The sequence below is a fragment of the Flavimobilis marinus genome, from assembly GCF_900113055.1.
Lineage (GTDB): Bacteria > Actinomycetota > Actinomycetes > Actinomycetales > Cellulomonadaceae > Flavimobilis > Flavimobilis marinus.
Genome location: NZ_FONZ01000001.1, coordinates 155,847 through 167,294, shown reverse-complemented (window position 1 = coordinate 167,294; position 11,448 = coordinate 155,847). Strand labels below are relative to the sequence as shown.

At 73.2% G+C, this 11,448-nt stretch carries 11 protein-coding genes and 1 other RNA gene; 4 read left to right on the top strand and 8 right to left on the bottom strand.

The features are described from left to right. Positions 1-36: 36 nt before the first annotated feature. The 8 genes from BMZ30_RS00785 to ffs all read right to left on the bottom strand — a co-directional run bounded on the left by BMZ30_RS00785 (position 37) and on the right by ffs (position 8,287). Complete coding sequence (locus tag BMZ30_RS00785) at positions 37-807, bottom strand: TSUP family transporter (protein ID WP_093374215.1); 771 nt, start codon at positions 805-807, stop codon at positions 37-39. Between the two features lie 12 nt (positions 808-819). Continuing rightward, complete coding sequence (locus BMZ30_RS00780; protein WP_093374214.1) at positions 820-1,389, bottom strand: DUF5063 domain-containing protein; 570 nt, start codon at positions 1,387-1,389, stop codon at positions 820-822. Further along, a complete protein-coding gene (recR, locus tag BMZ30_RS00775) occupies positions 1,382-1,981 on the bottom strand; it encodes a recombination mediator RecR (RefSeq protein ID WP_093374213.1) in 600 nt (199 codons plus the stop codon). The genes BMZ30_RS00780 and recR overlap by 8 nt, the downstream gene beginning before the upstream one ends. 107 nt (positions 1,982-2,088) lie before the next feature. Next, entirely contained in the window at positions 2,089-4,851 is a 2,763-nt protein-coding gene (locus tag BMZ30_RS00770) for a DNA polymerase III subunit gamma and tau (RefSeq protein WP_093374212.1), read from the bottom strand. A 79-nt stretch (positions 4,852-4,930) separates the two neighbouring features. Next, positions 4,931-5,605 (bottom strand): methionine ABC transporter permease, encoded by a 675-nt coding sequence (locus BMZ30_RS00765; RefSeq protein WP_093374211.1) that lies wholly within the window; start codon positions 5,603-5,605, stop codon positions 4,931-4,933. Further along, complete coding sequence (locus tag BMZ30_RS00760; RefSeq protein WP_373296821.1) at positions 5,602-6,816, bottom strand: methionine ABC transporter ATP-binding protein; 1,215 nt, start codon at positions 6,814-6,816, stop codon at positions 5,602-5,604. Before BMZ30_RS00760 ends, BMZ30_RS00765 begins: the two co-directional genes overlap by 4 nt. Before the next feature lie 29 nt (positions 6,817-6,845). After that, entirely contained in the window at positions 6,846-7,745 is a 900-nt protein-coding gene (locus BMZ30_RS00755; protein WP_093374209.1) for a MetQ/NlpA family ABC transporter substrate-binding protein, read from the bottom strand. Between the two features lie 445 nt (positions 7,746-8,190). Next, an RNA gene (ffs, locus tag BMZ30_RS00750) (signal recognition particle sRNA small type) lies at positions 8,191-8,287 on the bottom strand. 149 nt (positions 8,288-8,436) lie between these two features. Here ffs and BMZ30_RS00745 point away from each other — a divergent pair. The 4 genes from BMZ30_RS00745 (at position 8,437) to BMZ30_RS00730 (ending at position 11,442) form a co-directional block, all read left to right on the top strand. Next, complete coding sequence (locus BMZ30_RS00745; RefSeq protein ID WP_093374208.1) at positions 8,437-9,246, top strand: DUF4397 domain-containing protein; 810 nt, start codon at positions 8,437-8,439, stop codon at positions 9,244-9,246. A gap of 158 nt (positions 9,247-9,404) precedes the next feature. Then, on the top strand, positions 9,405-10,073 hold the full coding sequence (locus tag BMZ30_RS00740) for a class F sortase (protein WP_093374207.1): 669 nt from the start codon (positions 9,405-9,407) through the stop codon (positions 10,071-10,073). A 150-nt stretch (positions 10,074-10,223) separates the two neighbouring features. After that, entirely contained in the window at positions 10,224-10,706 is a 483-nt protein-coding gene (locus BMZ30_RS00735) for an RNA polymerase sigma factor (RefSeq protein ID WP_093374206.1), read from the top strand. Continuing rightward, on the top strand, positions 10,693-11,442 hold the full coding sequence (locus BMZ30_RS00730) for an anti-sigma factor (RefSeq protein WP_093374205.1): 750 nt from the start codon (positions 10,693-10,695) through the stop codon (positions 11,440-11,442). Before BMZ30_RS00735 ends, BMZ30_RS00730 begins: the two co-directional genes overlap by 14 nt. Positions 11,443-11,448: the final 6 nt, after the last annotated feature.

Here is an 11,448-nt window from a genome sequence, read left to right as displayed (position 1 = left end):
GTGCTTGCACGGCCGTCATGCGGCGGCACGCTGGCGTCAGCCGGCGAAGACCTGCCAGCCCAGGCGCAGGATCAGCGCGGAGACGACGACGACGAACACCCCGCGCACGAACCCGCTGCCCTTCGCGACCGCCATGCGCGCGCCGATGTACCCGCCGGTGAGGTTGGCTGCGCCCATCGCGAGGCCGAGCCCCCAGATCACGGCACCGTGCGGGACGAAGAAGATCAGGGCGCCCGCGTTCGTCGCGAAGTTGGCGATCTTGGCGATGGCCGACGCCGGCAGGAACGCGTACCCCAGGACACTCACCAGGGAGATCACCAGGAAGGTGCCCGTGCCGGGGCCGAGCAGGCCGTCATAGGCGCCGATGACGAGCCCGATCCCCGCGGCTGCACCGAGGTGGCCGTTCCCGGACCACCGCAGCTGGGTGGTCGCGCCGACCGAGGGCCGGGCGATCGTGAAGACCGCCACCAGCACGAGCACGCCGAGGATGATCGGGGTGAACAGCTCGCTCGGTATCCGCGAGGCGATCGCGGCCCCGCCGATAGCGCCGACGAACGCGGTCAGGGCCATCGGCCCCGCGGTGCGCAGGTCAGGGTGCACCCGGCGGTAGAACGTCGCGGCGCTCACGGACGTCCCCATGATGCTCGCGAGCTTGTTGGTCGCGAGCGCCTGCACCGGGCTGATGCCGGGCACCAGCAGCAGCGCGGGCAGCTGCACCAGGCCACCGCCCCCGACGACGGCGTCGATCCATCCCGCGGTCAGTGCCGCCAGGAGGAGCAGGAGCAGGGTCGAGACCTCGACGTCCACGGGCGGGCGCTGTCAGAGGTGCTGCTGCAGCGCGTCGTACTCGGCCTCGGCGGCGACGTCGTCCTCCACGTCGAGACGCAGGTGCGCGAGGATCACGTGCAGCACCCGGGCCGCGCCTGCGGCGCGCTCCCCCCACAGCGACAGGAACGAGAACTGCCACCACCACAGAGCCTCGAGCTCGTGCCCGGCGTCGAAGTGTGCGAGCCCTTGCGTCAGGGCGCTCGCGATGTCGGCGATGTCGGCTGACAGGGTCGCGGGCCCGGCGTCGGGGCCGAGGATCGGGTCGATGATCTCGACGTAGTCGTCGAGCCCGTCGAGGGCGCGGGCGAGGCCGGTGCGCAGGGGGTCGAGGTCCGTGTCCGGCCCGGAGTCGGGCTCGAACCGCTCGGACGGGACGACGTCGACGATCGCCCCGAGGCGCGCGCCGGCGGCCAGGATCTCCGACGTCGCGAGCAGCAGCAGCGGGATGGCTGCGGCGGGGGCACCGCCCGAGGCGATCTGCGTCGTGGCGCGCAGGAAGGTGGTCGCCTGACCGGCGAAGGTCTGGGCGATCTCGTGCAGGTCGTCCTCGCGCTCAGCCACTGACGAGCCTCCGTCCCTCGAACGCGCGACCGAGCGTGACCTCGTCGGCGTACTCCAAGTCGCCTCCGACCGGCAGGCCGGAAGCCAGGCGCGTCACCCGCAGCCCCATGGGGCCGAGCATGCGCGAGAGGTACGTGGCGGTGGCCTCGCCCTCGACGTTCGGGTCCATCGCGAGGATGACCTCCTGGACGGTGCCGTCCGCGAGGCGCGTCATGAGCTCGGCGATCCGCAGGTCGTCCGGCCCGACGTTCTCGATGGGGTTGATGGCGCCGCCGAGCACGTGGTACTTGCCGCGAAACTCGCGGGTGCGCTCGATCGCGACGACGTCCTTGGGCTCCTCGACGACGCAGATCACTGCGGGCGAGCGACGCGGGTCGCGGCACACGCGGCACGTCTCCTCCTCGGTGACGTTGCCGCACACGTCGCAGAACCGCACGCGTGCCTTGACCTCGGTCAGGGCGTCCGCGAGGCGGCGCACGTCGACGGGGTCGGCCGCGAGGAGGTGGAACGCGATGCGCTGGGCGCTCTTGGGGCCGACCCCGGGGAGTCGCCCGAGCTCGTCGATCAGGTCCTGGACCGCGCCTTCATACACACCGTCAGCCTACGTCCTGCCGGTGTGCCCGCCGACCGACGTGATCCCGTGGCAGCCCGGCGGCTGGCGCGGTCGGCAGGCGCACGAGCGCCGCCGGTGGCGTGGCGTCAGGCGCCGGGGTCGATGATCTCGTCGATGACGGTGCCCCCGAGGAGCTGTGCCACGAGCGGAACCCCCTGGAGGGTGTGCTCGACGAACGGGACGCTGTCCTCGTCGTAGGGCGGCTCTTCCTCCGGGTCGTACGGCGGCTCGACGTCGGAGGCGCGCTGGGGGGCGGCGGCGCCTCGCCCCGCCACGTGGGGCGCGCTCGGCGCCGACGGCGCGGACGCGCGTGTCGCGGCGAGCCGTGCGGCGGCGACCCCGGCCGGGGCCCCGGTGCTCGCGCCGGTGGAGCTCGGGCTCACCGGCGCTGCTCCGCCCGCGGACCCGTGCGTGTCAGCCGGGGCGGCGGCGCTGGGCTGGTGGGCCGTGCCGAGGGGCGCGACCTCCCACGTGACGTCCTCGGGCGCGACCACGGGCTCCACGACGGCCGCGGCCGGCGCCTGCCTTGCTGCCGCCGCCTGCCCTGCTGCTGGCGCCTGCCCGGGCGCCGTCTCCGGCCGCGACGACTGACGCGCGGGAGCAGCGTCCGGGCGCGGCGCCTCGGGACCTGCGGGCTCGTCCGACCACGCGTGGTCGGCGGGGCCCGGGTCCTCCTCCGGCTCGTCGACGTCCCACGGGGGTGAGGTCACGGACCGCTGGTCACGCGCCGTGGACTCCGCACGAGCCGGCGCGCCTGCGGGCGAGACGGGCTGGGGCGCGGGGAACGAGGGCGCGGGCTGGGACGCTGGCGTCCGCGCGGGGACCGCGGACTGGGCGCTGACGCGCACGGGTGCGGACACCGCCGCGGGTGCAGGGGCGGCGGACGTCGGACCTGACGGGCCTGCCGGACCCGACTGCCCCGCGCCTCCCCCACGACGCTCGTCCACCGAACCCTCGACCCGGACGTCGAAGCCGAGCGTCTCGCGGACGGCCTGCTGGACCATCTGCGCGTGCGGGCCGCCGCGGAACGCCGTAGCGAGGCCGGGCGAGCTGAACGACAAGCGCAGCGCGCTGTCGGTGAGCTCCACGACCTGCGAGTTGGGCCCGACGAGAGCCCACGTGGTGCGCTTCACGCGCGACAGGGTGTCTAGGACCTCGGGCCAGCGCCGACGCAGCATCTCGGTGTCCGGCGTGCCGGAGGACCCAGACGCCGCCGCCAGAGCCGCGAGCTCTGCGGCGGGGGCGGGCCCGGCCACGGGCGGTGCCACCGGCTCGGCGGCAGGCGCAGGCGAGGTCTCGCGCCGGGGCTCGGTCAACGCCGCATCCTCGGGCGCCTCCTGGGCCGCGGGGTTCTTCTGCGTCGCGGACTCGCTCGCAGCGGCCGGCTCGCGGGCAGCGGCCGGCTCGCGCGGGGCGGAGGACACCGGCGGGGCGACCGGCTCGGACGCAGCGGCGGGCGTGGTCGCGGCCTCGGCCGCCGGCGGCACGACGGGCTCAGGCGTCAGTCGCGGGGCCGGCCCGGCGGGGACCACGGGCCCCTCGACGACCGCGACCGGGGTGGGGCGCTCGGGCTCCGGCGTGGGGACTGCGGCGGCGGCCGGTCGTGGCGCAGCGGGCGCGGCGGGCGCGGCCGGCACCGCGGCCTCGTACCGCGGCGGTGCCGCCAGGTTGGGGGTTCCGGCAGCCCCACGCTCGAGGCGGTCGAGCCGCGCGGCCAGGCCGCGGGCGCCGTCGTCGGCCGCGGGCAGCAGCAGGCGCGCGCACAGCAGCTCGAGGTGCAGCCGCGGCGACGTGGCCCCGGTCATCTCCGTCAGGGCGTCGTTCACGAGGTCCGCCGCGCGCGACAGCTCGGCGGTGCCGAGGTTGCCCGCCTGCGCCTGCATGCGCGCCAGCTGGTCCGCGGGGACGTCGCGCAGCACCGCGTTCGCGCTCTCGCCCGAGACGGTGATGACGATGAGGTCGCGCAGTCGCTCGAGGAGGTCCTCGACGAACCGGCGGGGCTCGTGACCCGAGGTGATGACGCGCTCGACGACCCGGAAGAGGCTGCCGCCGTCGCGCGCGGCCATCGCCTCGACGGCGTCGTCGAGCAGCGTCGCGTGGGTGTAGCCGAGCAGGTTGACGGCGAGCTCGTAGTCGACCGTGCCGTCGTGCGACCCGGCGATCAGCTGGTCCATCACGGACAGCGAGTCACGGACGGACCCACCGCCGGCGCGGACCACGAGCGGGAGGACGCCCGACCCGACGGTCACGCCCTCGCTGCGGCACAGCTGGTCGAGGTAGGGCTGCAGGACGTCCGGCGGGACGAGCCGGAACGGGTAGTGGTGCGTGCGCGAGCGGATGGTCCCGATGACCTTGTCCGGCTCCGTCGTCGCGAAGATGAACTTCAGGTACTCCGGCGGCTCCTCGACGATCTTGAGCAGCGCGTTGAAGCCCTGCGGCGTCACCATGTGCGCCTCGTCGAGGATGAAGATCTTGTAGCGGTCCCGCGACGGGGAGAACGTCGCGCGCTCCCGGAGCTCGCGGGCGTCGTCGACACCACCGTGGCTCGCCGCGTCGATCTCGACGACATCGAGGCTGCCCGAGCCGCCCGTGGCCAGGTCGACGCACGAGTCGCACTCCCCGCAGGGGGTGTCGCTCGGGTTCTCCGGGGTGTTCCGGGCGCAGTTGAGGATGCGCGCGAGGATGCGCGCGGACGTCGTCTTGCCGCACCCGCGCGGCCCCGAGAACAGGTAGGCGTGGTTGACGCGGCTGGACCGGAGCGCCTGCATGAGCGGACCCGTGACGTGCTCCTGCCCGATGACGTCAGCGAAGCTGTCCGGGCGGTAACGGCGATACAGGGCTGTGCTCACGTGGCCACCTTAGACGCTGCCACCGACCCTCCGACGCCCCGTCCCCACCCGCGCGCGAACGGTCCGGGGAGCACCACGGCTAACGCCGCAGCATGCGCCGCGCGAGCGCGTTGCCGCCCAGCTGGATTACCTGCACGATCACCACGATGATGCCGACCGTGACGAGCGTGACCTCCCAGTTGAACCGCTGGTAGCCGTACCGGATGGCGAAGTCCCCGAGCCCGCCGCCGCCGATCAGGCCAGCCATGGCGGACATGTCGATCACGCCCACGAACAGGAACGTGTAGCCCAGGATCAGCGGCGCGAGCGCCTCGGGGATCAGCACGGACCACACGACGCGGAACCGGGACGCGCCCATCGCCCGGGCCGCCTCGACAACGCCAGGGTCGAGCGCCACGAGGTTCTGCTCGACGATCCGCGCGAACGCGAACGCCGCCATGATCGTCATGGGGAAGATCACGGCCTCGGTGCCGATGGTCTTGCCGACCACCTGCAGGGTGATCGGCCCGATCGCGGTGATGAAGATGATGAACGGGATGGGGCGCACGAGGTTCACGAGCACGTTGAGCACCGCGAAGACCGGGCGGTTCGCCAGCAGGTTGCCGGCACGCGTGGCATAGAGCGCGAGCCCCATGAGCAGCCCGAAGAAGCCGCCGACGAGCAGCGTGACGCCCACCATGTAGAGGGTCTCGCCCAGCGCCTCGATCAGGACGGGCTGGAGCCGCTCCCAGTCGGTGTCCACGGTCGTGATCATGACTTCCACCTCCGGAACGGGGCGAACAGTTTGAACGTGGGCGCGGCCTCGGGCCCGCCGTGCTGGGCAAGGCCGGCCGCGCCCACGTCGAGGCTCCCGCGCACGGCTCCCCCGTCCCCGTCCTCGTCGCTGCGCTCGGGCACCGCGTCGGGATCAGCGAGCGGCGCTGCGGCGGTACCGAGGTCGAGGACGCTCGTCGTGGTGGCGAGGTCGGCGAGGAAGGCGGCCACGGCGTCGTCGGCTCCCTCGAGGGCGAGCGTGAGCGAGCCGTACGGCCGCTCGGCGATCTCGGTGATCCCGCCGTAGACGATCGTGCCGTCGACCGGGTGCTCGCGCAGGGCGCGGGTGAGGTCGTTCGACGACGCACCGTCCTCGCGGATCCCGATCGTGACGATGCGGCCCGGGTGCCGGCGCCGCAGCCGCTCGAGGGCTGCGGCGGTGGGACGGTCGCGCAGCGAGCTGCCGACGAACCGTCGCGTGGCCGGGTGCTGCGGTCGCGCGAACAGGGAGTAGACGTCGCCGTGCTCGACGACCTTGCCGTGCTCCATCACCGCGACGCGGTCGCAGATGTACTTCACGACGTCCATCTCGTGGGTGATGACGACGATGGTGACGCCGAGCTCCGCGTTCACGCGCCGCAGCAGGTTGAGCACGTCGCGGGTGGTGTCGGGGTCGAGCGCGCTCGTGGACTCGTCGGCGAGCAGGACCTTGGGGTTGGTCGCGAGCGCGCGGGCGATGCCGACGCGCTGCTTCTGGCCGCCCGAGAGCTTCGAGGGGTACTGCTTGGCCTTGTCGGACAGGCCGACGAACTCGAGGAGCTCGGCGACGCGCGCGGCCCGCCGGGCCCGTGACCAGCCCGCGACCTCGAGCGGGTAGGCCACGTTCCCGGCGACCGTGCGGGAGGAGAGCAGATTGAACTGCTGGAAGATCATGCCGATGTGCGAGCGGACCTCACGCAGCTCACCCTCGCCGAGGGCGCCCACGTCCTGCCCGTCGACGACGACCTGCCCGCTCGTGAGCGGCTCGAGGGCGTTGATCAGGCGGACCAGGGTGGACTTGCCCGCCCCGGAGTACCCGATCACCCCGAAGACCTCGCCGGCAGCGACGTCGAGCGTGACGCCGTCGACGGCGCGCACCTCGCCCGAGCGCCCGCCCCCGAACACCTTGGTGGCGTCGCGGAAGCTGATCATCGGCGCTGCGCTGCTGGCCATCGACATCGCTCTCCTCCCGGTGGGGCGGGTCAGCCCTGGGCGATCGCGGCCTGGATGTCCGCCAGGTAGCCCGCGAGGGTCGCTCCATCCTCGTCCACGATCACCGCGGTGCCACCGGAGGCCTGCTGAAGGGCCGCCTCGACCTCGGCGTCGTGCGAGATCTCGACGAGCTCGAGGTAGGTCTCGTTGTCCTTGTCCTCCTCACGCGCAACCCAGATGTTGATGTACGGGCGCGCGCCGACCGACGCCGGGTCGTCCTGGGCGAGGGCGTCGTCCGCCGCGAGGCCAGCGTCCTCGAGGAAGTCGTTGTTGATGATCGCGCCGTCGACGGACTGGAGCGCGACCGCCGCCTGGGCCGCGTCGACCGGGGTGACCGTGACCTTGGAGCTCGGCAGGACGTCGATCTCGGTGGACTGCAGCGTGCCGCCGCCCTCGAGCTCGACCAGGCCGGCGCTCTGCAGGACGAACAGCGCACGGTTGAGATTGGTCGGGTCGTTGGGGACCGCGATCTCGCCACCCTCGGGGATGGCCTCCACCGAGTCGTGCTTCGCGGAGTACAGGGCGAGGGGGTAGATCGCGGTCGACCCGATCGGCGTGAGGGTGTCGCCCGCGGCGACGTTGTAGTCAGCGAGGTACTGCAGGTGCTGGAACTGGTTGAGGTCGAGCTGGTCCTGGCTGAGCGCCGGGTTGGGCTGCGTGTACTCGGTGAAGTTCACGAGCTCGACCTCGATGCCGGCCTCGGTGGCCTTCTCGACGAAGATCGGCCACTGCTCGTCCGAGGAGTTCACGACGCCGATCCGCACCGGCGCTTCGGCGGCACTCGAGGTGCCCGAGCCGGACGCGGCGGGCGTCTCGTCCTCGGAGGCGCAGGCGGTGAGGCCGAGCGCGAGAGACGTGAGGGCGAGGACGGAGAGGGTGGTGCGCTTCATGACGTGATCCGTTTCAGGCGAAGGGGGTCGGGACACGACGCGGAGGTGGCCGGTCGATCTCCCGGGAGGGGTGCGGGGGCCGGGCCCGACGGCGCGGCGGCAGCGGGGGCGAGGCGGGCGTCAGCGACACCGTCGTGTCGCGTGCCGTGGTCGACGCGGCTCGTCAGAGCGGCGTCAGGCCTGCACGGCGGCCCGCTGCGGCATTCGGCAACACATCATCGGACGCGAGCACATCGCGTCGATGGTGGCCGTGCGGCAGGGGGCGAACATGGGACCAATGCTGCGTCCACTTCCCCGCCCAGCGCGAACCAGTCTCACTCCTCGGGACGCTGTCCAACTGGTGGTCGACACGCGGCGGACGGCCCCAGCGTCGGAGCACAGTCTGGCTCGGCCAGGCCGAGCAGGAGTGTGCTGGGAAGCGGCCGGCGCGGGACGGGCGGGTACAAAAAAGGACCCCCCGCACACCCGCCAGAGCTCACCTACCCTTGCTGCCTTCCGGCCCTGGGGGAGTTCAGCGAGATGACGCCGCACGAGGGGTCTGACCCAACCCTAGCCCAGACCCCGCGGACCGCGGAAAACGGGGCCGCGGAAGAAAGTTGAATCCGAGTGCATCTGAACGGCCACCCCGCGGAGTAGTAGGGGTGTCAAGCAGTTCAGCGCCCTTCCAGGGGCTCAAGAAGGAGGAAGCATCATGCGCACTCGTCTTCTCGTCGGAACCGCCGCCGGTGTCATGCTCGTCGCCGGAGCCGTTCCCGCTCACGCCGCCGACGGCGACGCTCAGCTCTCTGTCCTGCACGGCGTCCCCGGCCTGACCGTCGACGTCTACGTCAACGGTGACCTCACGCTCGACGACTTCGAGCCCGGCGACCTGGCCGGCCCGCTCGAGCTCCCGGGCGGCACCTACACCGTCGCGATCACCGCCTCGGACGCCATGGACGACTCCGAGCCGGCCATCGGCCCCATCGACCTCACGCTCGAGGACGGCATGAACTACACCGCGGCCGCGCACCTCGACGCCGAGGGCACGCCGACCGCGTCGCTGTTCACCAACGACATCTCGAACACCGCCGCCGGCGAAGGCCGTCTGACGGTCCGTCATGCGGCCGCCGCTCCTGCGGTCGACATCCTCGCCGGTGGCGACGCCGTGATCGAGGGCCTCGAGAACCCCGACGAGGAAGTGCTCGACCTGCCCGCCGGGACCGTGCCCGCGGCGGTCGCCGCGGCCGGGACCACCGAGCCCGTCGTCGGCCCGACCGACGTGAACGTCGCCGAGGGCGTCAACACGATCGTCTACGCCTGGGGCAGCCTCGAGGACGACAACCTCGCCCTCGCCGTCCAGACCATCGAGGGCCTGCACTCCGCCCCCGAGGGCGTGCCCTCCGGTGAGCTCGGCCTCGCGGCCGAGTCCGGCCCGAACGCCCTGCTGCTGATCGGTGGCGTCGCCGCCGCCGGCCTGGGTGCCCTCGCCGTCACCCGTCGCAAGGCCACCGCGACGCGCTGACCCCCTTACCGGGGTGGGTGTCAGCAGCCCCTGGTTGGCACCCACCCCTCCACCCGCCGCACGACCTGCACCACACCCGGACGGCCAGCCACGACGGCGGCCGTCCGGGGCCGTTCCCGGTCCACGCTCACGAACCCGACGCCCTGAGAGGAGCCGAGATGCCCCCCCGACTCCCGGCCAGCACCGCCGGCCTCCTGCTGGCGCTCGCCCTCGCGCTCACCGCCTGCCAGGGCTCGACCCCGGAGACTGGCCCGCCAGCCCCGACCGTCACCACGACGCCGACCGCACCTGAGCCGACGCCGACCCGGCCCGAGCGCCCGAGCCGCGCAGCCGACGTCCCTGTCCGCCCCGCCGTCGCCGAACCACCGGCCGCCGTCGCAGCCCCGACCCGCGTGGACGTCGACGACCTCGACGTCACGATCGCCGTCGAGCCGGTGGGCGTGGCCGACGACGGCCAGATGGTCATCCCGGCGGACGCGAACGTCGCCGGCTGGTACGAGTTCGGGCCGCCCCCGGGCTCGGAGTCCGGCACCTCGGTGATCGCCGCGCACGTCGACTCGATCGCCTCGGGCGGCCTCGGACCCTTCTCGCGACTGGCGGACCTCGAGCGCGGCGACCAGGTCACCACGACCGACGCCGACGCGCGCACGACCACGTTCAACGTCGTGTCCGTCGAGATGGTCGCCAAGTCCGACATCACCTGGCACGATGTCTTCACGCGCGAGGGAGACCCGCGGCTCGTGCTGATCACCTGCGGTGGCAGCTGGGACTCCGCTGCCGAGCACTACTCCGACAACGTGCTGGTCACCGCGGTCCCGTCGCCATGACGGTGCCAGGAGCCCGACGACCATGACCGACCGAGCAGCGACACCAGGAGGGGCGCCCTGCACACCAGCGACGTCCTCGCTCCCAACTCGTGGGACGAGCCCCGGCTCGCCTCCGCGTTCGTCGCCGGTGACGATGCTGCCCTCGCGGAGATGTACCGCCGGTGGTCGGCCCTCGTCCACACCCTCGCTGCCCGGGCGCTCGGCGGGGCTTCCGAGGCCGACGACGTCACCCAGCAGGTCTTCGTCAACGCCTGGCGAGGCCGGGCCTCCTACACCGCAGGCCGCCCCCTCGGTGGGTGGCTCACCGGCATCACCCGCAACGTCATCGCGGACATGCTCGACCGCCGCGCCCGCGACCGCCGGGACGCGCTCGCCGTCGCCCACGAGGCCGGCGCAGCGCCGGCCGTGCACCATGAGGCGGCACGGGTCGTGGAACGCGTGACCGTCGCAGACGAGATGGACCGCCTCGGCGAGCCCCAGCGGACCATCCTGGGGCTGGCCTTCTACGAGGACCTGACCCACGACCAGATCGCCCTGCGGCTCGACCTGCCGCTCGGGACGGTCAAGAGCCACATCCGACGGAGCCTGACCCGGCTGCGCACACGACTGGAGGTGAACGATGGAGCACGTTGAGGACGACCTGCTGGCGCTGGCCGCGCTGGGCGAGACCTTGCCCGACGACGCCGTCGCCCACCTCGAGCGGTGCGAGGCCTGCCGCGACGAGGTCGCAGCGTTCGGCGCCGTCGTCGCGGTGGGCCGGAGCGTCACGCCGCTCGACACCCCCGTCGCCCCGCCCGCACACGTCTGGGAGAACATCCAGGCCGAGCTGGGCCCGGAGCTCCGGGCCCCGGCCCCGGCCCCGGCCCCGGCCCCGGCCCCGGCCGACACCACCGTGGTCCCGCTGCGCCGCAGCGACCGACCCGGCGGTCGTCGTCGCCCGACGTGGATCCTCGCCGCCGCGGCCGGGATCGTCATCGGCGGTGTGGGCGGTGGCCTGCTGGTGAACGAGCTCGGCGGCAGCTCCGAGACGCCGCCCACCGTCGTCGCCGAGGTCGGGCTCGACCCCCTGCCGGACTGGCAGGCGTCGGGCAGCGCCCGCGTCGAGACGGACGAGACCGGCGCGCGCACGCTCGTAGTGAGCCTGTCGGGCGAGACCCCGGACGACGGCTTCCAGGAGGTGTGGCTGATCGACCGCGACGTGACCCGCCTGGTGAGCCTCGGCGTGCTCGAGGGCACGGAGGGACGCCTGCCGATCCCCGCCTCCGTCGACCTCGACGACTACGCGGTCGTCGACGTCTCGGCGGAGCCGCTCGACGGCGACCCGACACACTCGGGCGACAGCATCGTCCGCGGCATCCTGGGGACCTGACCGTCC

Bases quoted from the DNA above. Each gene is read 5' to 3' on its own strand.
- BMZ30_RS00765 (WP_093374211.1), bottom strand. From the start codon at position 5,605: ATGATCACGACCGTGGACACCGACTGGGAGCGGCTCCAGCCCGTCCTG.
- BMZ30_RS00760 (WP_373296821.1), bottom strand. From the start codon at position 6,816: ATGGCCAGCAGCGCAGCGCCGATGATCAGCTTCCGCGACGCCACCAAG.
- BMZ30_RS00755 (WP_093374209.1), bottom strand. From the start codon at position 7,745: ATGAAGCGCACCACCCTCTCCGTCCTCGCCCTCACGTCTCTCGCGCTC.
- BMZ30_RS00745 (WP_093374208.1), top strand. From the start codon at position 8,437: ATGCGCACTCGTCTTCTCGTCGGAACCGCCGCCGGTGTCATGCTCGTC.
- BMZ30_RS00740 (WP_093374207.1), top strand. From the start codon at position 9,405: ATGCCCCCCCGACTCCCGGCCAGCACCGCCGGCCTCCTGCTGGCGCTC.
- BMZ30_RS00735 (WP_093374206.1), top strand. From the start codon at position 10,224: ATGTACCGCCGGTGGTCGGCCCTCGTCCACACCCTCGCTGCCCGGGCG.
- BMZ30_RS00730 (WP_093374205.1), top strand. From the start codon at position 10,693: ATGGAGCACGTTGAGGACGACCTGCTGGCGCTGGCCGCGCTGGGCGAG.